Annotated in this window: 22 protein-coding genes and 1 pseudogene; 10 read left to right on the top strand and 13 right to left on the bottom strand. The window is 38.3% G+C overall.

The features are described 5' to 3' along the window. Positions 1–31 precede the first annotated feature (31 nt). The 3 genes from J671_RS08650 to J671_RS0104275 form a co-directional block, all read right to left on the bottom strand. Positions 32–1,057, bottom strand: coding sequence for a J domain-containing protein (locus tag J671_RS08650; RefSeq protein WP_000942646.1), 1,026 nt, complete (start codon positions 1,055–1,057; stop codon positions 32–34). 70 nt (positions 1,058–1,127) lie between these two features. Beyond that, positions 1,128–1,274, bottom strand: a complete 147-nt coding sequence (locus tag J671_RS25940; protein ID WP_165757076.1) for a hypothetical protein — start codon at positions 1,272–1,274, stop codon at positions 1,128–1,130. Positions 1,275–1,374: 100 nt separating this feature from the next. Continuing rightward, complete coding sequence (locus J671_RS0104275; RefSeq protein WP_000790976.1) at positions 1,375–1,638, bottom strand: hypothetical protein; 264 nt, start codon at positions 1,636–1,638, stop codon at positions 1,375–1,377. Between the two features lie 546 nt (positions 1,639–2,184). Between J671_RS0104275 and J671_RS08645 the strand changes: the two genes are divergently transcribed. The 5 genes from J671_RS08645 (at position 2,185) to J671_RS0104270 (ending at position 7,132) form a co-directional block, all read left to right on the top strand. After that, positions 2,185–2,400 (top strand): hypothetical protein, encoded by a 216-nt coding sequence (locus J671_RS08645; RefSeq protein ID WP_000489165.1) that lies wholly within the window; start codon positions 2,185–2,187, stop codon positions 2,398–2,400. 361 nt (positions 2,401–2,761) lie between these two features. After that, on the top strand, positions 2,762–3,874 hold the full coding sequence (locus J671_RS08640; RefSeq protein WP_000235770.1) for a hypothetical protein: 1,113 nt from the start codon (positions 2,762–2,764) through the stop codon (positions 3,872–3,874). Positions 3,875–4,623: 749 nt separating this feature from the next. After that, positions 4,624–5,859 carry a YagK/YfjJ domain-containing protein gene (locus J671_RS08635; RefSeq protein ID WP_000838814.1) on the top strand — a complete coding sequence of 412 codons (1,236 nt, stop codon included), beginning with the start codon at positions 4,624–4,626 and terminating at the stop codon, positions 5,857–5,859. Position 5,860: 1 nt separating this feature from the next. Then, a complete protein-coding gene (locus J671_RS08630) occupies positions 5,861–6,841 on the top strand; it encodes a hypothetical protein (RefSeq protein ID WP_000170392.1) in 981 nt (326 codons plus the stop codon). 18 nt (positions 6,842–6,859) lie between these two features. Next, positions 6,860–7,132: a pyocin activator PrtN family protein gene (locus tag J671_RS0104270; RefSeq protein WP_000500676.1), complete on the top strand. Its 273-nt coding sequence runs from the start codon at positions 6,860–6,862 to the stop codon at positions 7,130–7,132. Here the strand turns inward: J671_RS0104270 and J671_RS08625 are convergent. After that, positions 7,116–8,264: a tyrosine-type recombinase/integrase gene (locus tag J671_RS08625; RefSeq protein ID WP_000534873.1), complete on the bottom strand. Its 1,149-nt coding sequence runs from the start codon at positions 8,262–8,264 to the stop codon at positions 7,116–7,118. The two genes, J671_RS0104270 and J671_RS08625, sit on opposite strands and share 17 nt — an antisense overlap. A gap of 134 nt (positions 8,265–8,398) precedes the next feature. On the opposite strand from J671_RS08625, the gene dusA reads away from it, so the two are divergent. Continuing rightward, positions 8,399–9,415 carry a tRNA dihydrouridine(20/20a) synthase DusA gene (gene dusA, locus J671_RS08620; RefSeq protein WP_031982017.1) on the top strand — a complete coding sequence of 339 codons (1,017 nt, stop codon included), beginning with the start codon at positions 8,399–8,401 and terminating at the stop codon, positions 9,413–9,415. 336 nt (positions 9,416–9,751) lie between these two features. Further along, positions 9,752–10,261: a hypothetical protein gene (locus tag J671_RS08615; RefSeq protein ID WP_031982014.1), complete on the top strand. Its 510-nt coding sequence runs from the start codon at positions 9,752–9,754 to the stop codon at positions 10,259–10,261. A gap of 11 nt (positions 10,262–10,272) precedes the next feature. Here J671_RS08615 and J671_RS08610 read toward each other — a convergent pair whose 3' ends face one another. After that, positions 10,273–11,166 carry a LysR family transcriptional regulator gene (locus tag J671_RS08610; protein ID WP_016803801.1) on the bottom strand — a complete coding sequence of 298 codons (894 nt, stop codon included), beginning with the start codon at positions 11,164–11,166 and terminating at the stop codon, positions 10,273–10,275. 102 nt (positions 11,167–11,268) lie between these two features. Here J671_RS08610 and J671_RS24980 point away from each other — a divergent pair, with 102 nt between their 5' ends. Further along, a complete protein-coding gene (locus J671_RS24980) occupies positions 11,269–11,391 on the top strand; it encodes a hypothetical protein (protein WP_081404853.1) in 123 nt (40 codons plus the stop codon). A gap of 63 nt (positions 11,392–11,454) precedes the next feature. On the opposite strand, the gene J671_RS08605 is transcribed toward J671_RS24980, so the two are convergent. The 7 genes from J671_RS08605 to J671_RS08575 all read right to left on the bottom strand — a co-directional run bounded on the left by J671_RS08605 (position 11,455) and on the right by J671_RS08575 (position 20,899). Then, complete coding sequence (locus J671_RS08605; RefSeq protein ID WP_031982013.1) at positions 11,455–12,216, bottom strand: ThiF family adenylyltransferase; 762 nt, start codon at positions 12,214–12,216, stop codon at positions 11,455–11,457. A 365-nt stretch (positions 12,217–12,581) separates the two neighbouring features. After that, positions 12,582–15,338 (bottom strand): aconitate hydratase AcnA, encoded by a 2,757-nt coding sequence (acnA, locus tag J671_RS08600; protein WP_031982011.1) that lies wholly within the window; start codon positions 15,336–15,338, stop codon positions 12,582–12,584. 124 nt (positions 15,339–15,462) lie between these two features. After that, positions 15,463–16,275: a TatD family hydrolase gene (locus J671_RS08595; RefSeq protein ID WP_031982010.1), complete on the bottom strand. Its 813-nt coding sequence runs from the start codon at positions 16,273–16,275 to the stop codon at positions 15,463–15,465. Continuing rightward, positions 16,275–17,216, bottom strand: coding sequence for an RsiV family protein (locus J671_RS08590; protein ID WP_031982009.1), 942 nt, complete (start codon positions 17,214–17,216; stop codon positions 16,275–16,277). Before J671_RS08590 ends, J671_RS08595 begins: the two co-directional genes overlap by 1 nt. A gap of 87 nt (positions 17,217–17,303) precedes the next feature. Continuing rightward, the gene (locus J671_RS08585; RefSeq protein WP_006580421.1) at positions 17,304–18,146 is read right to left on the bottom strand and encodes a hypothetical protein; all 843 of its coding nucleotides are present in this window, start codon (positions 18,144–18,146) and stop codon (positions 17,304–17,306) included. Positions 18,147–18,215: 69 nt separating this feature from the next. Beyond that, on the bottom strand, positions 18,216–19,808 hold the full coding sequence (locus J671_RS08580; RefSeq protein WP_031982007.1) for a peptide chain release factor 3: 1,593 nt from the start codon (positions 19,806–19,808) through the stop codon (positions 18,216–18,218). A gap of 227 nt (positions 19,809–20,035) precedes the next feature. Further along, positions 20,036–20,899, bottom strand: coding sequence for a hypothetical protein (locus J671_RS08575; RefSeq protein ID WP_004710645.1), 864 nt, complete (start codon positions 20,897–20,899; stop codon positions 20,036–20,038). 330 nt (positions 20,900–21,229) lie between these two features. Here J671_RS08575 and J671_RS08570 point away from each other — a divergent pair, with 330 nt between their 5' ends. Further along, the gene (locus J671_RS08570; protein WP_016803720.1) at positions 21,230–21,802 is read left to right on the top strand and encodes a TetR/AcrR family transcriptional regulator; all 573 of its coding nucleotides are present in this window, start codon (positions 21,230–21,232) and stop codon (positions 21,800–21,802) included. A gap of 235 nt (positions 21,803–22,037) precedes the next feature. On the opposite strand, the pseudogene J671_RS08565 reads toward J671_RS08570, so the two are convergent. After that, positions 22,038–22,403: pseudogene (locus tag J671_RS08565) on the bottom strand (TetR family transcriptional regulator); the annotation flags it as partial. 116 nt (positions 22,404–22,519) lie between these two features. Between J671_RS08565 and J671_RS08560 the strand changes: the two are divergent. Next, positions 22,520–22,807, top strand: a 288-nt coding sequence (locus J671_RS08560; RefSeq protein ID WP_249364829.1) for a helix-turn-helix domain-containing protein, incomplete at its 3' end; no start/stop codon positions are given.

Here is a 22,807-nt window from a genome sequence, read left to right as displayed (position 1 = left end):
GGGGTAATATGTAAGTAAAAATTCTTTATTTTCAGTTATTGTCCAAATAGCTTTTTAATAAAGCTCTTGCTTCATTCAGTTGCTGTGCCTGACTTTCAATCAACTGACGAACAGATTCAGGTAAGTTCTGGTATTTATCGGGATGGAACTCAGCCATCTTTTTTCGGTAAGCAGATTGTAAGTTCTGCTCAGTCAGTGAATTAGGCTGAATATCAAGAAGTTTGCACGCTTGAAGTTGTCCACCGTTGAAAGTAGAAGTAGTAGACTGATTCATTTCATCAGCCAGACATTGATAGATAATTTTGACCAGATCAGGAAATACGGCTTTAGAAACATTGGATACACGACATAAATGGGTCATGAAGAGATCCGCCTGATTCTGCTCAACCTGACCCAGTGCCATGGCATAAACCAGTTGTTCGATCATCTCCGTACGAAGCTTGTAAGCCAGCACATCTTTCAGTTCTGCAAAGCGATGTAATAATTCTTCATATTCAAAGTTGGGATGTTCAGTCAGTAACCTTTTAATATAGTGCTGTGATGCTTCATCATTCAGCTTTACAAAATGTTTAGATATTGCATGACTAGATTCAGGATTCCACTTACCCATATTGAATGTGATGAAATAAGCAAACAGATCAATAATTACCTTCAGTTCTGCATCAATCTGTGGTGGAGCCCGATCGGTTTCTGTTTCACCCTGACAAACTTCATTTAGAAATGAAGCCAATGTTCGTACTGTGCCCTTATCCAGTTGGGTAAAGGTCAGGGTTTCTATACGATTCAGTACGATGCCATGATTAATGACGCCAATATCTGCCTCGACATGATGAATACTTTTAAAGAGATAAACCGCTTCATCTCCAAAGCTTTCTTTATAAAAGAGTCCTGTCGCCGTCACACAAAGTCCAGCTTTAGCACTGCCAAATACCGTATCGTCAATTAGCATAAGGATTTCATCTGGATGAATTCCTTGAGGGAGATAACTCATAGCCCCTTGCAATTTTTTATAAGGAATAGCGGGTGCAAAATAAATATTGTCACTCGCTCTTAACATCAACATCCAACGGCTTTTCTGGAGTGATTCTCTCGATATGATTGTCATGGCAACTTCCCCAATTTAGCGACTAAAACAACCAACGTAGAAAATCAGCAGGCCAAACAAGTGCCTGACCCAAAGAATATGAACCAGAATAAATAGGGTACTGCCAAATCAAATACAGCCAATAACCAATCACAATGGTGAAATAAAGGCCAATCAATGGATGTTTCATTGTAAATTCCTCATTTTTTTAGGTAAGCCTATCCAACCCACTGCTCTATGGCAGCAGGTGAGATCAAAAGACAAACTAAGATTTAATGTGAATACGAGCTCTAAAGTTTATGTGCACATTGCTGACCAGACTTAAAAGACACCTCTTCGAAATCCTCTGGCATCCTGACTTGCATCATGCCAATCGCCTCCAGCTTTTCTTCACCATAATGTTCTTCCATCCTGTCGTAGAAGCAGGAACAGAAACTGCGACTTCCTCCCGTATTCCTACAGCTTTGTTTCATACCCTTTTCGAAATCAGAAGAACAACCAGTAACCAACAAAATACTGACACCTACCAAACCCATCAAAATTTTATTTTTCATCATTTTATCCAGTGACGTCGTCATGGAGCTTAGGCTTTTTTAGGCAACACGAAGCCTTGCCATGGTGTAGCTCACATGACATTTTTTTAAGTAAATTTTTAGACGAAAAGATCTAAAGCTTGAGAAACTAGAAGTTCATCAAATCCTATTAAAACTAATCAGGCGTTATAAAAAGAATATGCATAGCCAACTCCTTTATATTGGGAGTTCTGCCAAAGCATTAGAGAATTATGGTGGCAGAACGAGAAAGGGTTGACAGACCGGATTGGATTGACACCAGCACACTCGAAAGTGTCCCTCTCCCGTCCTACCGCAACGGGAGGAGACGAGATGTACCCTCAAAATTATTCCTCAGAAGGAATAACTCTGATGCAACCCAATAAAACGGTCTGTCAAAACCGACTGGCAATGTGGCCAGCAAGCAAAGGATAATGTGCAATATTTAAGGTGTCAATGATCTATCGACTAAGTCGTAAAGTGATTGTTATTGTTTTTCATTAGATTAATTCTTTAAACTAACCATTAGGTAAATTTAAGGATGATTCAGTGTTTCGGTTAAAGTGTCTTGGTGGTCCACTGTATGGACAAGAATATTCTCATGCTCAGGATGAGTTTATTTTTAAAGACAAACAGACAGGAAAGCAGACGCGTTATCGAAAGCAGGCTTTAAACTTCACCCCACCCCAAGAGTTCTTTATAGCAGAGTCAATTTCTACAACCGTAGCCTACAATCTTGCATTGCAATTAATGAAACGCTATTGAGACCTTTTAGTAATACAAAGACATACTATTAACTAACCAATAATGAGTGATTTTCTAGCACTTGATTCAGTCCATAATAAATTTATAATCCAGTAGAATGCTTCACAGTACTACAAGTTTAGTCCAACAATTATAACTCTAAGCTACATTTTGATTTTGACTACTTTTCACCCAAAACATCGCAAGTCGGTACAGAATCATCATAAGTCGGTACATAAATGGAGTGCAGTTTAACACCTAACACCCCTCTACAAATGCTCATAATTCACTCTCAAGTTAAGCTAAATCATTTTTAAATTATAAGTAGTTACGACTTATAATATATGCACTTCTTTTAAAATGAATAAGTGAACTTGATTACATGGCAACTTCAGCTAAAAAAAATGCTAAGGCTAAACAAGAAACCACATCTACGAGTAACATCAAAAAACTTATTGGCTTAATTGACCAACTTGAAGAACATATTATTAAAAGACATAAATTTCCCTATGGTTTGCCATCAGCCTATGCCGAACACTACAAAGCTTATTTACCCGAACAAATGGAACCTATCAGTGAAGAAATGACGGATAATGACCGAAAGTGGTTTTATGAACAGCTTGATCAAGGCTTATTAAAAGAATCGCCAGAACAAAAGGCTCTCCGTCAACAGGCATGGAGATTACCCCCACCATTACTTCGAGGTAAATCGGAAATTTACATCTACATTCCCGAAGAGGACCGACTTGCCCGACACTATGGCGAAATCGCGACTGAAATTCGTAAATTCAAAAACTTGGTATCAACTAAAACCAGAATATTCAAAAAAACAGCACAACAAGCTGAGAAACATTTTGAAGAAGCATTTCGTCTCTACTCCAAACATTATGATTGTTCTTTCTATATCTACACGCTACCAGAAGATATCTATAAACAGATTAGGCAATCTCAATTAGCCCGAAACAGCCATAAAAAATCCCAGAGGGTAAAAAAAACTTACCTCTCACTTGTTCAACGTTTTATTACCAGTAATCAAAAAACTTACTCAAGTATGGATACGGTTCTAGGAGCCATTGAGCAGCAAGCTATCTCAAAAATTCCAGAATACCTCACTCAAGAATACAATGCTGAAATAGAACATTGTTTACGAAAAAAAGAAGAAGCTGAATATTTTCTTTTTGCAGCTCGAAATGATCTATCTACAGCTGAAGTCAAAGAAATTGAAGAATATGGTAAAAAAACTGTAATCATACAAGCTCAGAACCGTGATCAACCCCTAACTTCTTTTGCAGGTCGCCCTATCGAACGTTATAAGGAAATAAGAGTATTTTATCAGAAAAAGATTTCTGCCTTAGAAACTCAAAAAAGTAAAATTAGAACCGACGATCAGAGAATGAAGTTACTGAATAGCGCTAAATCTTGGTTAAAGGAAAGCGAGCCAAGCCTATATGATGCGCTGAACATTTTTATAGAAAAGAAAGGTAGAAAACTTTAGAATTCCCCTCCCACCCCAATAAAAATCCGATCACTCACATAATTTATTTAGAGCCTGTTAGTTCTACACTGACATGCTCTTAAAAAAAATTAATAAATTTTTAAAAGAGTAATAATTACAATGAAATTTCTATATTTTAAAGATTTTAAATACATATATATCAGTAGCTTAAATAAATTCTTCGCAGATTTTTAGAGGGTGCTTAATTTTTTTCTAGAATTTCCCTTATGCAATCAAGCATACAAAACTTGCTACATAAGGAACCAATATGACCAACTCAAACCTAAGCCAGCAACACATCAAATTAATAAGTACATTCAATTGGAAGCTTAGCAATTTACGGGTGTGGGTCACCCGAAGAATAGCTCAACGAAGCCATTTAAATGCTGCATAACGCAGGACATCACAACTTTTAAAAAGTCCTCGTATTACCGTCATTTTTTGGTAGAGCATTCTCGAAGTAAAGTGCAATCGGCTTTTCGGTTTAAATACAATTGTAATAAGTAATATTAGATATATGTAATTAATCTACTAGATACTTATTGTCATAAGCAGTGTGCCTTAGCAAATACTGCTTATAGATTAGATTGATTTAATTGTGTATCCATTTGAGATGAATACACTCCAGATAGATTAGCCAATATCCACTCTACGCCTACCCTAATGGACATTTCTAAACGATGTCCATAGGGAGAGCATTTACCTCATGACGCCTGATACGTAATTAATTATTTGTATGTAGGTATACTATGAAATCTCTGAACAACACAGCTAAACCAATTCTTCCACCTATCGCACAGTTCTCAGTTGCAGATAGAGATGCATTCCTAGAACAGCTCAAGGAAGATTTTTCAACTCATGAGTACATGACAGAAAACGGTAAGATTAAAATATTCAAAACGAGTATAAACCCTGAAGTTGAAAAAATGCTCAGTCGTGTTGAGTTCATCAAGTATTTTGAGAAAGAGCGCCCAATCGCTACTCTTAAATCTGTTCAAAGTTTTAAGGGCAAAGAGCAACTACGTGTTGAATATGCGAAGGATATTCCACTTTTGCTTAAGTGCCAGCTTACAACAATCTTTGTGTCTGCTCACTCTGGCAATTACAAGATGGGCATAGAGTTACAGGCCTTTAAGGATTCATTCTTAGAACTTTCAAAGGAAGAACAATATACCCTTTATGAATTTTCTCTGATCAATCAGTGTTACACATCTGAACAGGCTCAGGCTTATGTTGCAGCTTTAATTAAATTTCAGAAGTTGTTTGCAATAAGAATGAGCAGTGCCTCAATTCGTAAACAACTTTCGAATCGTGCTAGTAATCGACGCCGTTCTAAAGAGCGTTGTGTTGAGCTTGTAGAGACTCTACTCAAGATCCATTCTCGAATCCTTGTTGTTCGAGTAGACCTAGGATTAATACGCGATCCAGCTAAGCTTCAACAGCTTGCTATCTCAACTGATTTTGCTCAGGCTGAACATGATAGTGAGTTTATGCAAGAGTCTTTTATTCGGTTCTATGATGCATCTAAGCATAATCAGCTTAAGCAAGCGCTCGGGTATATCCTGCGTATTGAACACACCCCAACCAAGGGATTCCATGGACATCTTTATTACTTCTTCAATGCCAATGACCATCGTGAGGACATCACGTGGGGGCAATATATTGCTGAGAAATGGAGGGTTGCTACAAACAATCTTGGGACTGCTTTTATCTGCAATATGAAGAAAGATGAGTACCGCTATCGTGCCTTAGGCATTTTGGAGTATACCGACCATGAAATGCTTAAGAATCTCAAGGCTACGTTTGACTACATATGCAAAAATGATCAGTACTTCGCCTTTACTAATGGAGAACAAATTCGGAGCTTCCGAACAAGCCAAATACCAAAAGTTCCTGCTACCAAACTTGGCCGTCCACGCAAGTTCGAGCAACTTAACCTACTAGACTCTGATCAGTCAGATGATGCTCAAGTAGGAGGACAGTAACATGACTAAGTACGCATCAGATGCTTTACTTGCAGCTACACATTCGTCATGCAGCATTCAACCTATTTGGGCTTACGATCTGATTGGTTCTGAGAAGTCAGCAAAAGCTCTTGGGAGATCAAAAACTACAAGCATGTTTGCAAAACAAAATTCTCAAAATAGTAATCAGGCATTATCTCTCAGTAAACCTGTTGAGTTGATTAGATCAGCATATCCATTAGTGACAGGCTCCCCTGTCACTAATGGGATGTTATCTGTTCGACTAAAGCCAGAGAACGAATTGTTTATTCAGTTTATTAAACATATGGGGCCTATGCTTAATGGGGGGATTTACTGCCACGATCAGTATTTTTCTAATCAAATTACGGGCTACCAATATATGCTCAACACTAGGCAGTTTAGTGAGGATTTAACAGCTTGGAATACAGAACAAAGTCGTGCTGAAGAGTTATTTGATTCGACAATGAAGGTTCTATTCAGAGACTACGCAGGCTTCGAAACACATGAGCTATATTTGCCAATGCTATTTACGCTTTCAGCGAATACTCCAATGTATTCGAAACAACAATATTTAGATCAGCAGAAAAAAGAGATGATCGCCATTTTCCTTAATGAAGGTGGAAATAATGAAATTATTGCCGTATTTTCGAAATGGGAACTTACACCCCAAGGACAATTAGCACTTAGGCTGGTGTTTTTACTGGAACGCCAGTTCATAGATGATCCTGTTGGTTCTTCTGATGAAAATGCTTTCATTGCCTTACGAGGTAATCTGGAAGGCCTATTTAATTGCAAAGCATATCCTGTATCTATGCCATTAAACGGGTTTATGCAAACTAATCATTTTTTTAAAAGTGATCCAAGGTGCAAAGATCTTATTAAGCTGCTCAAAACGTACCTGATAGGCAGTGATGCAGTCCTTCGAATTTGGGATACACAGTCCAATTTTGATGTGTTGTATTCAAAGTTTAAAACTAACTAGTTAAGAGGCTATTTCACAATGGGTGCATTCCAGTTAAACACCGCTGATTACCTATTTATGAAATATCGCTCTATGACTGTCGAATTAATGAGCATAGTACAAGACTACTATCCTCACTTAAGCAAGGCAGAGGCGCTGAGAAAGGCAAATAATCAAGAGTTTCCTTTCTCTGTCTTTAAAATAGATTCAAGCAAACGCGCACCATTTCTGGTGCACGTTAAAGACTTGGCTGATATCTTAGATAAGAAGTATTCTGAAGCTGCTAAAGACTTTGCTACGTTTCATCAATGAGGCGTAGCACCTCTTCCAATTGAATTACATTTCGCCTTGACTTCACAGAAACATACCGCTGTAAGCTCCCCCAAGAATCATGCAAACTTACTTTCTGAATTTCAGGAATAGTAAAACTTTGTTCTGCAAGTCTCGTACAACCTTCATGTCTCAAATCATGAAAATGTAAATCCTCTATTCCCAATATTTTACATGCTTCGCGAAACTCTTTTCCTATGCTTTTGGGATTCAAAGGTAATAAGAGTTGTTCATCATATCCTAATCGAAGCATACGACTCCGCACTTCATTATCTAATAAAAGTTCAATTATTGTTTTACAAGGTTCCAACACATCAAAAGACTTGTGATTACCTTTAGAACCGTTCGGATTTTTCAAATCATGAACTTTCCATGAAGAGTTGTAAGAATCATAATCTTGCAGCCATAAGCGTGTTAACTCTGCTTCACGTCTACATGAAAAAATTGCGAACCAAATAATTAAATGCATTGGATACTTAGTACCGTATTTATTTAACTTCCAACGCTCAGCAAAAAGTTTTGTTAAAGCAATTAACTCTTCCTTTGTAGGAAGCCTATCTCTCACTTTACTAGACGAGATTTGACGAGTTTTTCTAAGCTGTGCTGTAGCTTTATCGAAGTTACTTAAATCAACTTCCATACCCCACATAACAGATGCATGAGATAGAACACCTCTAATATGTAAAAGCTCATGCTGCTGTGTACTTGTTGCAATAGGTTCTAAACCAAGATTAGGCACGCCTCTTCGTCTTAGAGCCACATGCTCAGCCAAATGTATCGAATGTATTTTTGTGATAATATTGCGCGCAATTGGCAACTTCTTAATTAAGAGTAGAGAATAGCGTTTCGTCCTGCCGTACTCGCTCCCAACTTCATCCAAATATTTATCTATGGCATCTGACAAAGTTAGATCAATCAGTTGTTCTTTGCCAAGTAAAATGTCTGGATTTTCTTGAATCTCAACTTCTCTTTTTTTAAGCCAGTTTTCTGCCACTTTTTTTGAATAAAATGTTTTGCTTTCAGAATAAGCAGGATAACCTTTTTTGTTGATCCGGATAGCAGCTCGGTAACTAACACTTCCATCTGCACTTTTTCTGGCAGTAATTGACCCCATAATTTTACACCATGAACCATTTTTTTCATTATGGTGTAAATTCTGGTGTAAATGCAAACCGATTAACGCAGCTAAACATGAGTTCCCACAGATTCAAACAGGTTGCAAAACACTGATTAAAGGTATGATTTTTAATGACTATTAACAAAACCATTGAAACTATTAAATCTCCAAGAATCAGTGTAGCCCCAATGATGGACTGGACTACAAAGGATTACCGATTCTTTGCACGGTTGTTTAACCCAAACGTTGTGCTGTATACCGAAATGGTGACAACAGGCGCGATTTTATTTGGCGATGCAAAACGCCACTTGGACTATAACGCTCAAGAACACCCAATCGTACTGCAACTTGGTGGTTCAAATCCTCAAGAGCTTGCCACTTGTACAAAAATGGCTGAAGACTGGGGCTATGACGAAGTCAACCTGAATGTAGGCTGCCCAAGTGACCGTGTACAGAACAATAAAATCGGCGCATGTTTAATGGCAGAGCCAGACTTAGTTGCTGAATGTATTCATAGCATGCAAAAAGCGGTCAATATTCCGGTAACGGTTAAGCACCGTATTGGTATTGATGACATGCAGTCTTACGAAGAAATGCTGCACTTCGTAGATACCGTTGCGGCAACGGGCTGCACACACTTTGTCGTACATGCCCGTATTGCGATATTAAAAGGTTTATCTCCGAAGGAAAACCGAGAAGTACCACCGCTACGCTATGAAGATGTTTACCGTTTAAAGCAAGAACGCCCGCACTTAACGATTGAAATTAACGGCGGAATTAAAACTTTTGCCGAAACTCAAGCTCATTTACAGCATGTTGATGGCGTGATGATTGGTCGTGAAGCCTATCACAACCCTTACCTACTTGCTGAGCTTGGCCAACTTTGGAACTTAGAAGCACCAGACCGTTTCGATATCATGGAACAGATGTTGCCTTATATTGAACAACGTATGGCGGAAGGAGCTCCACTCTCTATCATTACGCGCCATATTTTAGGTTTATTTCAAAACCTACCGGGTGCCCGTAAATGGCGTCAAGCATTAAGCGGTGGAAATGCAAAAACTTTAACTGATGTCGAGAATGCTATTCGAAACATGCAAGCTGCAATTATTCGTACTGAAGAATATGTGAAAGAGCATCAGGCTTAAGCCCACTCAGCCTTCTTAAATTGTAAGAAAATGTGGCATTTTAAATCAGAGACTTAGATTTTGAGTATATTCGCAAATGTCGGCTCGAAATATTCAAATTTAAGCTCTGATTATTTATTTATACTCAATAATATCAGTTACTTAAATTTTACTAGTTTTAGCCACTATTTTAACTAGGCTATTTTTTCGCAGTCAGAAATAAAAACTGGAAAAAAGATACGTTATTACATAACATAAACAAAACTTTTAAGTTTGGGCAATTAGTATCTCTGAACGCCACAGGTAGGTGGTGATTTTCTAAATACGGATATAGGTAGTACGGGTAGAGATTTCACGATGATTATTTATGACGGACAAGTAGCTGATAACTATATGTATCAGGATTCAAATAAGGCAGCGATTGTTGTATCACACAGCACACCAAGCCTTCCTTATCCCTTCACCATGAAACCCAACAATCACCGCACTGAAAGCAATCCCCCTCCCGCCATTGATGTAGAAAAATTCGTAGCAAAACTAGAAAGTGTTACTTCTAGACGCAGCAAAGCTCGTTGTGCACGTAGCATTCGTCTTGCACTTGAATCTGCTGGTGCCGATGTTGAAAACCATCCAATTGCAGCATCTGATTGGGGCGATACCCTGAAAAAGATTGGCTATAAAGAAATTAACCCAGCTTTTGATGAGCCTCAAGAAGGCGACATTTACATCATTCACAGAACCCGCAACCATGTTTATGGTCACATCGCTGGTTACACAGGAAGTGAATGGGTTTCGGACTTCAAACAAAGCAGTTACGACGTCTATAAAGATGACAACGTCACCTATACTTACTACAGATTAGGTTAATTTACTGCTTTTTAAGATCGGAACATTTGATGAATTTGCTCGGCACAATGCTGAATCATTTCATCCTGATCTTTTCTATAAACCAACAAAACTTCTGAGAATGACAAATCATCTGCCAAAGGTAATAGCTTTACCTGATTAGGCAAAATTTGTTTGAACTCTTCAGGAACTATACTGATTCCCAAATTTGCAGCGACCAATTGTAACTGCGAAACCTTACGTGACAGAATGGGGGCTTTTTGTGGAGTAAATCCTGCAGCTAAACACAGATTTGCGACCAAATAACTCAAGCCCCCTCTTTCGGCATGAGGTGTAGTTACAAAACACTCATCTTTCAAGTCTTTTAAATAAACCTTTTCTGCTTTAGCAAATTTGGCATGCTCGGTATGCACAGCCACCATTAAAGGCTCTTCATATAACTTAAAAATGCTCATCTCATCTAGAGTGTGCCGAACGGGAGGTCTAATAAAACCAATATCAATTTCACCGTTCATTAAAGCTAAGATTTGCTGCTCTGATGACAAGGTATTGATCTCAAAACCCAGCTGCTGCGTTAAGCTAACTTCTTTTAATATTTGTACCTTTTTATGATCCATAACAATACTACTTGAATGAGCAATTTTAATCTGGCGGTTCTTCCCTTCCGAAACACTCTTGGCAAGATCAATGATTTCATTTAAGTAGAGCAAATTATCTTTTATTTTCTTATAAAACACTTCTCCCGCCGCCGTGAGTTTTGCCCTTTTATCCGTGCGATCAAACAACTGAAAACCAATTTCTTCTTCTAATAGCTTCATTTGTCGACTTAAAGCAGACTGAGCAATAAATAGTTTTTCGGAAGCAGCGGTAAAACTCCCTTCTTCAACAATTTTTATGAAATATTGGAATTGTTTTAATGTGAGCATTACCATCTCAAAATTAGATCATTCGGTCTGTTTTCTATATTAGATTAGATAGATTCCCTTCGCTAGAATTTTATTAAGACCATTCACTTGATTGAATTCTTCATGAAGTATTTAAAAGGTTTCGCAATATGCACCATCGTTATTTTAATTTTATGGTGCTTTAAATTTTATGATCAGCAGCTACCTACACAGCCACAGCAAGACAACATAGAGCTATATGATTAAATAGTTTCTCTCAAAAATAAAAGGCATGCACTCACATAAGCGCATGCCTTTTCAATATTCAAATTAGGCTTTCTTTAAATCGAGTTTTTTCAAAACTTCCGCCACAGCAATCATGGCAAAGCTTGAAGTGACCACCACCGCTGAACCATACCCTCCACAGCGCAAGCCAGCCGATGGACAGACATCCGCACTAGAAAACGGGTTGTCGATAGAATAAATGCAGGTAATGCCAAATTTCTCTTTTGGCTTTTTACAGATGCCGCGAGCACGAAGCTGACTACGTAGCTTAGCTAACATTGGGTCTTGTTCTGTTTTTGATAAATCAGCCACACGAATTTTAAGTGGATCGAGTTTACCACCTGCCCCACCCGACACGATCAAAGGAATCTTATTAAAGCGGCAATGCAGCATTAAAGCCAGTTTTGCTTTAACGTCATCGATGCAGTCCAAAACAATATCTGGTATAGGGTTTAAAAGCTCTGCAACATTTTCTGGTGTTAAGAAGTCATCAATAATATTAACTTTAATACGTGGGTTAATTTGGCGACAACGCTCCGCCATAATCTCAACTTTTTCACAGCCCAGAGTAGAGGTCATTGCAGGTAGCTGACGGTTCACATTTGATGCCGCAACCACATCCATATCGACTAGTGTGATCTCGCCAATACCTGTACGCGCTAAAGCTTCTACCGCCCAACTGCCAACCCCACCAATACCAATCACCATCACATGACTTTTTTCATAGTGCAGGAACGATGAATCACCATAAATTTTGGCTACACCTGCAAAACGGCGGTCATATTCATCTTGTTGAAGATCGGTCATTGCTACTCTTTGAGGGGATATAAAACACGGAGAGTATTTTACTGCTTTTCAGAAGAAAGTGTATTTCAGATCAAAGAAAACTTGAGATGGTGATATTTAAATTCACGACAAGTCTTATCATTATAATTCAAGTACTAACAGCTAAATCTTATTACTTTTTTAAAAAGTAAGCAAAAACTTTCTCATTCACAAAACCTGTCATCTGTTCACGAGTATCAGAAGAATCGCAGAAACTATTATCTTTTTATAATGGGCAGGTTGTGAATGATGATTAGCTCAAGCAAATAAAATGAAAAGTTCTAATGTAAAAGCTCAATTAATACCAACCAATAAAAATATTGATTGGTATTAATCTCAAGACAACATTAACCAGCAATCAAATTCCGTAGTACATAATGCAAAATACCACCTGCCTTAAAGTACTCAACCTCATTTAACGTATCAATTCGACATAACACATTAAAGTGGCTGGCTACTCCATTTGGCCCTTTCACATCAACTTCAAGAATTTCATGAGGCTGAATGCCATCCGATAAACCACGAATCGAAATGACTTCATGACCAGTTAAGTTAAGCGACTGTCTGGTTTGACCATCAACAAACTGTAATGGCAACACGCCCATACCCACCAAGTTTGAACGGTGAATACGTTCAAAACTTTCAGCAATCACAGCTTTAACACCCAGCAAATTCGTACCTTTGGCAGCCCAGTCACGTGAAGAACCTGTTCCGTATTCTTTACCAGCAATAATCACAAGCGGTGTATGCTCTTGTTGGTAACGCATCGCCGCATCATAAATAGCAAGCTTCTCGCCACTTGGTACATGAATGGTATTACCGCCTTCTTCGCCACCCAACATTTCGTTTTTAATACGAATGTTGGCAAAGGTACCTCGCATCATGACTTCATGGTTACCACGTCGTGAACCATAAGAGTTGAAGTCTTTTGGCTCAACACCTTGCTCTTGTAAGTATCGACCTGCCGGACTGTCTTTTTTGATATTACCCGCTGGTGAAATATGGTCGGTGGTTACCGAATCACCTAGCACTGCCAAAATACGTGCCTGTTCAATATTTTTAATTGGTTTTGGTGGCTCACCAATGCCTTCAAAGAACGGCGGATGGCGAATATAAGTCGAGTCATCAGCCCATTCGTAAGTTTTACTTTTTGGAATCTGAATCGCTTGCCAGCTTTCATCACCATCAAACACCGCAGCATATTCTTTGTGGAACATGTCGGTATTTACTTTTTGTAAGACGGCATCAATTTCTGCCTGACTTGGCCAAATGTCTTTTAAGTAAACAGGTTGCCCATCTTTACCTTGCCCAATCGGTTGAGTCGTTAAATCGGTACGGATATTCCCAACTAAACCATAAGCAACTACAAGGGGTGGTGAAGCAAGCCAGTTGGTTTTAACCAATGGATGCACACGCCCTTCAAAGTTACGGTTACCCGAAAGTACAGATGCCACGTTTAGATCATGACACTGAATTGCATCTTCAATTGGTTCAGGTAAAGGACCCGAGTTACCAATACACGTTGTACAACCATAACCTACCAAGTTATAGCCTAACTCATCTAAATACGGGGTAAGTCCAGCAGCCAATAAATAGTCGGTTACGACTTTAGAACCAGGTGCAAGTGAACTTTTTCCCCATGGTTTACGCTGCAAGCCTTTTTCAATGGCTTTTTTAGCAAGTAACCCTGCCGCCAGCATTACACTTGGGTTAGAGGTATTGGTACATGAAGTAATCGCTGAAATGACGACATCACCATGATTTAATGGATATTCCTGTCCTTCAATCACACAAGACGGGCTTTCATGCTGAATATTGGCTTTGGTCGCTTCTACAGCCGTACCACCACCGCCTTCATTTTCCAAACGCTCTTTGGCTTCTTTGGCTGGCTTAAGTGTTAACTCCATGAGCGCATTAAACGTTTTTGGTACTTCTGATAAAAGCACACGGTCTTGAGGGCGTTTTGGACCTGCCAAACTTGCCTGAACCGTACTCATATCTAAACTTAAGGTATCTGTGAAAACAGGTTCATCACCCGGATTACGCCATAAGCCTTGTGCCTTGCTATATGCTTCAACCAGTGCAATACGGTCACTTTGACGACCAGTTAATTTCAAATAACCCAAAGTCACTTCATCAATTGGGAAGAAACCACAAGTTGCGCCATATTCAGGTGCCATGTTGGCAATGGTCGCCCGGTCAGCAAGTGGTAAGTCGGCTAAGCCATCCCCATAGAATTCTACAAATTTACCTACTACACCTTTTTGGCGAAGCATTTGAGTAATGGTGAGTACCAAGTCGGTTGCCGTAATTCCTTCTTGTAATTTGCCGGTCAGTTTAAAACCGATCACTTCAGGAATAAGCATAGAGATAGGCTGACCCAACATGGCAGCTTCTGCTTCAATACCACCAACACCCCAACCTAAAACCCCTAAACCATTAATCATAGTGGTATGTGAGTCTGTACCTACTAATGTGTCAGGGAAAGCAAAGGTTTGACCACTGTCTTCACCTAGCCACACCGCTTGAGCCAAATACTCTAAATTGACCTGATGGCAAATACCGGTACCCGGTGGCACAACACTAAAGTTATTAAATGCAGATTGTCCCCAACGCAAAAATTGATATCGCTCGCCATTACGCTGCATTTCAATTTGAACGTTTTCTTCAAAAGCCTGATCATCGGCAAAATAGTCCACCATCACGGAGTGGTCAATGACTAAGTCTACAGGTGATAAAGGATTAATTTTTTCAGGGTCGCCGCCCGCTTGTGCCATTGCAGCACGCATTGCAGCCAAGTCAACAACTGCCGGAACACCGGTAAAATCTTGCATTAAAACCCGTGCAGGTCGATATTGAATTTCCTGATCGGAAGTACGGGTTTTTAGCCACTCAGCTAAAGCATGAATGTGTTCTGTTTTAACACTGTGCTGATCTTCAAACCGTAATAAGTTTTCCAACAGTACTTTTAATGATTTCGGCAGTTTGGCAATGTCACCTAGCTTTTTCTCGGCTTGGGTTAAGCTAAAAATCTGATAATTGCTGGAACCTACTGTTAGCGTCTGTAGAGCATTAAAACTATTGATATTGCTATACTTAGCCATTGGGTTATCCTCCCATGTCTGGCAATGTTATTTTTCACGTTTTTACATGTTGTTTTCTTACTTTAAGCTTCTTTTTTCATTGCTGTGTTTTGTTTTAGTTACTATTTCTAATCTTTGATTTTTATTACGATAATTTCAATGCTGATAGTGAGTTTTTCCATAGCAAATCAGCTAAATCTGACTCGGCCATATTTAAATTTTCGGCCAAACTTTTGAGTACATAAGGTAAGTTCACAGGCGTATTGCGAGTACGCTGCTCAGTTGAAGTTTGACAGCAAAGCGGGGTCATATCAGGACAGTCTGTTTCAATCACTAAATGCTCTGCACCTATAGCCTGTACCACAGTATGAAGCTTTTTCGCATTCGGGTTAGTCACTTGTCCCGTCACACCAATTTTAAAACCAAGCTTAATCAGGCCTTTTGCCTCTTCCACACCACCACTAAAGGCATGAGCAATTCCGCCGAGTTTAAACTTATGTGCTTTTAATATTGCTAATACGTCCCCGTGTGCTTTTCGAATATGAAGTAACACTGGCTTTTGATATTGAGTTGCCAGATCTAACTGGTCGGCAAAATACTGTTTTTGTTTGGCATATATATCGGGCTGCTTATGCTCTTTCAAAAAAGTGTCGAGGCCAATTTCACCCACTGCCACGCAGTCTTCTTGCTGCAAAATTTGTTCAAGATGAGAAAGATGTTCTGGCCTGTGTTGCTCAATATAAAATGGATGCAACCCCGGCGCTAAATAAGAAGCGGGCACCTTCTCCCACTGCTTGAGCTGATGATGAGTGTATACCAAATCATCAAAACGTGACTGTAAAAAGCCAATTAACACCAAAGCATCCACACCCACTTTTTTAGCCTCAAGTGCTAACTGCTGCCGATCTTCATCAAAATCGGCAACATCGAAATGGGTATGGGTATCAAACAAATGCATTAGCTAGCACTTTTTTCGGCAGGTGTCGAAGCTGGTTTAGCTTTAGGCTGTGGTAAATATTCTTCTTTCAATACATCTTGTAATTGGTCGTATGGAATAACTAAACGAGGCAACCCCACAACATAAGGACCAATTTCATATTCGCCATATTGAAGAATCAAGCCCTGATCACCGAGCAAGAAGTTTTCAGTGAGTTTAAATGGCCAAGCTTGTTCATATTCACTCACACTATTGGCAAGTTTTGAGTCAGTCACCCAAGCTTTAAACGCTTCATGTGCTAACTTTTCTAAAGCGGCTTTTTTCTCTGGACGCAGCAAGTTTTCAAGTTTGACTTGCTTTTCCTCTTTTAAATCAAAATTGTAATAATGCTGGGCAGCCGAACCATGCGCCCCACCCAAATAGCTACTACTGTTAACTACAACAGTTACGACTTTACCTTGCGACTGTATGATTTTAGGTTTTACTAAAAGATTAATCTGATGATTACTACTTAACTCTTTTAGTTCCTTGTCTAAACCAATAAATGAGTTTGCATAGCGCTGAACCTGAGCATCGAAACTATCTTGTTGGTCAGCAGCAGCAACTCCCGAAGCTTCTGTCTTTTTATCAGTTTTTGCTGTTTTTGCATCTGGTTCTGCAATTTCAAGAATCTGGCCGAGTGCTTTTAAAACTTGTTGATCAATAATCTTATCAATAAATGGATAGTTACTTTGCAAGCGCTCTACAGTAAATTCAGGGCAAGTTTTACCACTACAGTCTGGCAAAACCACCTTACTTTGAACTGTTTCCCCTTTTAAAGTCAGTTCCACAGGCTTTTGCTCAACCACTGCTGGCTTTTGCTGATCTTTCGACTCTTTAGGATCACTTTTAGGCTGACATGCCACTAAAAATAGTGCAGAAGCAAGTAGCGTTAAACGTAGCGAGGCCTTAGAAGTTAACATCATATTTTGCCTTTATTCTGAGAAGATTATGCATAACTGATATGAAGTTAGCGCATCTATAAGTAGGTTGCAAATTCTGCTACCAACTTAAAACATTTGTTCATAAACCTCAGGTTGTAATATTTTTTTGGTTTGTTCTGTCGTTAAATAAATATCGAGCTGAGGCGCATCTTTGGTAATCTGATTTGCCTGATAATGCAGACCTACACCTTCGCCATCAAAGAACCAGTCGGCCTGTCCCCAATACAAAGTTTTTGGTGCGTCTTTTTTAACATCAGCATTTTGTTTTTTCAGCCAATCCTGATACGCAGTTTGCACGATTTGATGCACAGTGGTTTGCTGATCTTTTTGAAGTACATCAAGCAAAGTTAAGCTTTTATGCAATTTACGATCAGCCACGAAAAAATAATAACGATCTTTTATAGTGATCTCTTCTTGTTTACTGTCCAAAGCCAGTTGTAGTAATACATATTGATTACGCTGCGAAGCAATGCGTGTATGAATGTGTAATTCATAGGCACGGTTTTTAGAATATTTATCTTGCCATTCGTCTGACTTTTTAACGTAAGCATCAACTGCTTGTTGCAGGTTCAAATCTTTTTTCAAATTAATTTGAGTCTGAATGACTTTCGCCTGATTTTTTTCGATCCAGCTATTTAACCACGCATCTTGGGTTTTTATGGTTTGAATATCGACATCAATACAGTTTTTCTTTTCACAAAAAGGCACTGCATAATTTGCCTTGGTTTCAGTCAAGTTTAAGTAAGGTAAAACCTCTGCCTTTTCAGTAGTATTCTTTTGGGCAGAAGCTATATTTTTTTCAGAAGATGATGAGGACTGAGTGCTTTTCCAGACAAATGCAGAAATAGCAGAAATTAGTGCTATGGCTGCAACCACAAGCGCAATAATAGCCTTTTTACTCAAATTCATTTCATCATCCTTTCTTATTTTTCAAAACAAAACAGCTTCTGTTCGAAGCTGTTTGTCACATTTATATGCTTAGTGTTCACGTGTACTACGGAACTCAATATCAGGCCAACGCTCTTGCATAATCTGCAAGTTTACACGGCTAGGAGCAAGATACGTTAAGTGACCGCCGCCATCAATTGAAAGTTGGTCATGTGCTTTTTTCTTGAACTCATTAAGAATCTTGTCATCATCACAATGAATCCAACGCACAGTATTTACGCTTACTGGCTCGTAAACACAGTCAACTTTATATTCTTCTTTCAAGCGGTAAGCAACAACGTCAAACTGAAGCACACCAACCGCACCCACAATCAAATCATTGCTAATTTGTGGCATAAACACCTGAGTTGCACCTTCTTCAGACAACTCTTTCAAGCCTTTTTGCAATTGTTTTGACTTTAATGGATCTTTCAAACGTACACGGCGGAACATTTCTGGCGCAAAGTGTGGAATACCAGTGAAGTGTAAGTTTTCACCGCTAGTGAAAGTATCACCAATCTGGATGGTACCGTGATTGTGTAAACCAATAATATCGCCCGGCCATGCTTCTTCTAAGTGCTCACGCTCGCCTGCAAGGAAAGTCAACGCATCACTAATGCGGACTTCTTTACCAATACGCACGTGGTTCATTTTCAGGCCTTTTTCATACTTACCTGAACAAATACGCATAAAGGCAATACGGTCACGGTGTTTAGGGTCCATGTTGGCTTGAATTTTAAATACAAAGCCAGAGAAACCTTCTTCTTTCGCTTCAACCATACGCTCTTGCGTTGGATGTGCTTTAGGTTCAGGTGCCCAGTTCATAAATGCATCAAGAACATGGTCAACACCAAAGTTACCTAATGCTGTACCAAATAGAACAGGTGTTTGTTTACCTTGTAAGAAAAGTTCACGGTCTAATGGTTCGTTTGCCATTTGTACCAACTCAAGCGACTCTTCAAAAGAAGCCCAAGCCAACTCACCTACTTTTTCACGAATATCGGCGTGATCATAGCCATCGCGTACTTCAATATCGGTAATGGTTGAACCAAAACCTGCTTTGTAAACATACAATTTATTTTCAAGAATATTGTATACACCAGCAAAGTCACGACCCATACCAAGTGGCCATGTAATTGGTACACAGCGAATATTTAAAACGTTTTCGATTTCGTCTAACAACTCAAGTGGCTCACGAATTTCACGGTCCATTTTGTTGACGAAAGAAATAATTGGTGTGTCACGCATACGACACACTTCCATCAATTTGATGGTACGTTCTTCGACACCTTTTGCACCGTCAATCACCATCAGTGCAGAGTCAACCGCGGTAAGCGTACGATAAGTATCTTCCGAGAAGTCTTCGTGCCCCGGTGTATCGAGTAAGTTAATGGTGTGACCTTTATATGGGAACTGCATAACAGACGTAGTGATCGAGATACCACGTTCTTTTTCCATTTCCATCCAGTCAGATGTAGCTGCACGGTCAGATTTACGGCTTTTTACCATCCCTGCAACCTGAATCGCTTTACCCCATAACAACAGTTTTTCTGTCATGGTGGTTTTACCGGCATCGGGGTGGGAAATAATAGCAAATGTGCGTCGTTGAGCGACCTGTGCCGCTAACTCATCTTTAAAACTCATGAAATACACCTACTGCGGAGATTGCAGTGCCAAAGATCTAAAGTCGATCAAAATAAAAATTGGCGTAATTGTAGCAGATTTATAGGTACTGTTTAGAGATTGTTGAGTTGTTGGCCCGTGTTTTCATATTTGAAATAACTTTGGTGAAAATATAAAAATTTGGGTCCTCACACCAATAAAAAAGCCTGTCCAATATAAACAGGCTTTTACGAGTGAACTTAAAAAACTTATGCCAATTTCTTTTCTTCAATAAAATGAACATCGGCAATTTGTGCATCCCAAAACTCAGTCCACAATGCACAATAATCAAGACATAGTTTGGTCAAGCTTTCATAATCATCTTTGGTAATCGCTTGTGCTAATGCAAACCACAAATCGTCTTGATGATCATCGTCAGCAGCTTCTGCTGTTTCATCTGTTGAGACGCCGTGGACGTGATAATAACCACCACCCTCAACATCAATATTAACAAACTTGGTGGCTTGTCTTAATGGCGGGCTAAAAAGAATAACCTCTTCTTCTGCTACAGCCAATAAAGCCACCACATTCATATAGCTATCATAAGAAGCTTCTAAAAATGTTCTCACCTGATCTGCAATTTTTGAAGGTTTATAATTACGGCGGTCGTCCTCAGACAAACCGTAGTCATTTAATAAATCTTCATATAATGGATAATGTGCGTATTCAGGGTTTCCTAAATAATAATTATCTTTACCCAAACCCGGTCTAAAACCAAATTCATCTAATATGTTTAGGCTTAATAACACACGTGGAAACATTTTGGCGCCAGAGTGAAGCTTTGGTTCCAATTGCTTTGTTAAAAACTGTGCCTGTAATAAAGCATCAGTAAAAATTTGTACGATGGCATGACGATATTCTAAATGAATACGTGTCAAGGTTTGTTTATCAAGATAACCGTTATTTAATATTTCAATGGCTGGATGATGACTTACTGGTAAATGTGCAATTCTATTCCTTAACTGTTTGAGAAATTGTAAGTTTTCTTCCCACTGTTGGGCAGAAATACTATTTTTCATACCTTGTAATGCTTTTTGTCTTGGATTATCAAAGTCTTCAAATTTTTTTGACATAATCATTCTCAATAAAAAGTTTTTCTTATAGTTAAGCTAAGGCTTATCCCTCTATTTCCATTTCGCACTCTATTGCTAAAAGGATAAATTCCATATACCCATACTTAACGAGTCGATATTATGTTTATTATCTCAACAAATCAATGGATTAATTAATATTATTTAAAAAAGTAAACTATTGCCAATAAAAAATATATATTATTGTTTTTTAAAATAAACCAAACTATTGAATAAATATAATTTTTTAAATATCATAAAATAAGTTTTATTTAAGCTTTCATACTTTACAATAGCAAAGTTAATCAAAAAATATCTATGACGGGGCAACCAATGTCAAAAAGAGAAACGATTATAACAACAGCAATGACCCTTTTTAATCAGAAAAGTTATACCTCGATTGGGGTAGACAAAATTATTGCTGAGTCCAATGTTGCAAAAATGACTTTCTATAAGTACTTCTCTTCTAAAGAAGTTTTAATTGAAGAATGCCTTCAGCGAAGAATTTTGGAAGTGCAGGCTTCTTTACTAGAAAAGGTAAACCGCGCACATGATCCGTTAAATAAACTTAAAAATGTTTTTAACTGGTATATAGACTGGATTAACACTGAAGATTTTTATGGTTGTTTATTTAAAAAAGCGACTATAGAAGTTTTACAAATGTATCCATCCATTAAAAGCCAAGTGAATCAATATAGACAATGGATTTACGACTTAGTAGTCTCTATGTTTTTAGAGCTAGACATTGAAGATCCAACAGTTCTAAGCAGCCTTTTTCTAAATATTATTGATGGGCTTATTATTGATGGCACCATTAATAAACCAGAAATTAATGCTGAAAGAACATGGTCTTATATAAATAAACTCATTGAGCTTGAAACAACGCAGAGCTGTGCGGCTGCGTAAATAGATTTAATTATTTATGATGCTATCTCATAAATAAACCTTGTTTTAACCCATACGAAAGCTTGAATACATACTCTTTTACATGAACAGACTTGTTTCATCTTCTTAGCTATATATAGATTAGGTCGTTATGTTTTAAATGCATAGCGGCCTTATTTTATATAAGTTCAAGCTTTTCTTAAAAAAAATTTATTAATAAAACTCTAATGTTAGTTAAGCTCATCTATTTAATTAATTAATCACTAAGAAAAATACTTTTTAAAATATATTGCAATAACAGTTCTCTATTATCAGCCTTTGTTTCATCTAGCAGTTGAATAATGGCACCATCAATTACAAATAAAAACATATGAGCATCTTTTTTAGTAGCATCATTCTTCGCTGTTAAAAGTAATTTATAAACTTCATCAATTAACCATTGACGGTACTGTATAACCACTTGATAGGCTGTAGGGTAAATTTTTTCAATTTCAAAAATAGCTCTAAATGGCAAATAATAATGCCCTTCCAGATTGACATGTAAAAAGAATATTTCCTTTAACTTTTCACGCACCACTAAATCTTTTTGTGTGTAAATAATTGAGAAGACTTTTTCTTTTAAAGCATGGCAGAGTAAAACTTGAAGTGCGACATAAACCACCTAATTAATTTAAAGGGTTTATGGAGTATATAAAATTGTCATACCATCATCTTAACTTTGAAGATCGTACTGCATTAATGCTTGAGTCAAGAAAAGAAGGCTTTTCAGCCAGAAAATTTGCTGAACTCATTAAAAGACATCCTAGTACGATCTATCGTGAGCTTAAAAGAAATAGCATCAATGACGTTTATCAAGCTCGATATGCTTCTGATAACACCTTCGCTAGACGTAGACGTGGTCACAGAAAACTCAAAATCGATTCAATCCTCTGGAAATTTATTGTTGAAGCGATCCGTTGTTTATGGTCTCCTCAGCAAATAGCAAAGCGTTTAAAGACATTTCCTGATTTGGATCAAACAATGAAT

It is taken from the genome of Acinetobacter sp. 1130196 (assembly GCF_000588095.1).
Classification (GTDB): domain Bacteria; phylum Pseudomonadota; class Gammaproteobacteria; order Pseudomonadales; family Moraxellaceae; genus Acinetobacter; species Acinetobacter nosocomialis.
This window is presented reverse-complemented; position numbering and strand designations above follow the sequence as displayed.

What these genes read in the sequence shown, in the direction of transcription:
- J671_RS08650 (WP_000942646.1), bottom strand. Translation starts at nt 1,057, where the DNA reads ATGTTAAGAGCGAGTGACAATATTTATTTTGCACCCGCTATTCCTTAT.
- J671_RS25940 (WP_165757076.1), bottom strand. Translation starts at nt 1,274, where the DNA reads ATGAAACATCCATTGATTGGCCTTTATTTCACCATTGTGATTGGTTAT.
- J671_RS0104275 (WP_000790976.1), bottom strand. Translation starts at nt 1,638, where the DNA reads ATGAAAAATAAAATTTTGATGGGTTTGGTAGGTGTCAGTATTTTGTTG.
- J671_RS08640 (WP_000235770.1), top strand. Translation starts at nt 2,762, where the DNA reads ATGGCAACTTCAGCTAAAAAAAATGCTAAGGCTAAACAAGAAACCACA.
- J671_RS08635 (WP_000838814.1), top strand. Translation starts at nt 4,624, where the DNA reads ATGAAATCTCTGAACAACACAGCTAAACCAATTCTTCCACCTATCGCA.
- J671_RS08630 (WP_000170392.1), top strand. Translation starts at nt 5,861, where the DNA reads ATGACTAAGTACGCATCAGATGCTTTACTTGCAGCTACACATTCGTCA.
- J671_RS0104270 (WP_000500676.1), top strand. Translation starts at nt 6,860, where the DNA reads ATGGGTGCATTCCAGTTAAACACCGCTGATTACCTATTTATGAAATAT.
- J671_RS08625 (WP_000534873.1), bottom strand. Translation starts at nt 8,264, where the DNA reads ATGGGGTCAATTACTGCCAGAAAAAGTGCAGATGGAAGTGTTAGTTAC.
- dusA (WP_031982017.1), top strand. Translation starts at nt 8,399, where the DNA reads ATGACTATTAACAAAACCATTGAAACTATTAAATCTCCAAGAATCAGT.
- J671_RS08615 (WP_031982014.1), top strand. Translation starts at nt 9,752, where the DNA reads ATGATTATTTATGACGGACAAGTAGCTGATAACTATATGTATCAGGAT.
- J671_RS08610 (WP_016803801.1), bottom strand. Translation starts at nt 11,166, where the DNA reads ATGCTCACATTAAAACAATTCCAATATTTCATAAAAATTGTTGAAGAA.
- J671_RS24980 (WP_081404853.1), top strand. Translation starts at nt 11,269, where the DNA reads ATGAAGTATTTAAAAGGTTTCGCAATATGCACCATCGTTATTTTAATT.
- J671_RS08605 (WP_031982013.1), bottom strand. Translation starts at nt 12,216, where the DNA reads ATGACCGATCTTCAACAAGATGAATATGACCGCCGTTTTGCAGGTGTA.
- acnA (WP_031982011.1), bottom strand. Translation starts at nt 15,338, where the DNA reads ATGGCTAAGTATAGCAATATCAATAGTTTTAATGCTCTACAGACGCTA.
- J671_RS08595 (WP_031982010.1), bottom strand. Translation starts at nt 16,275, where the DNA reads ATGCATTTGTTTGATACCCATACCCATTTCGATGTTGCCGATTTTGAT.
- J671_RS08590 (WP_031982009.1), bottom strand. Translation starts at nt 17,216, where the DNA reads ATGTTAACTTCTAAGGCCTCGCTACGTTTAACGCTACTTGCTTCTGCA.
- J671_RS08585 (WP_006580421.1), bottom strand. Translation starts at nt 18,146, where the DNA reads ATGAATTTGAGTAAAAAGGCTATTATTGCGCTTGTGGTTGCAGCCATA.
- J671_RS08580 (WP_031982007.1), bottom strand. Translation starts at nt 19,808, where the DNA reads ATGAGTTTTAAAGATGAGTTAGCGGCACAGGTCGCTCAACGACGCACA.
- J671_RS08575 (WP_004710645.1), bottom strand. Translation starts at nt 20,899, where the DNA reads ATGTCAAAAAAATTTGAAGACTTTGATAATCCAAGACAAAAAGCATTA.
- J671_RS08570 (WP_016803720.1), top strand. Translation starts at nt 21,230, where the DNA reads ATGTCAAAAAGAGAAACGATTATAACAACAGCAATGACCCTTTTTAAT.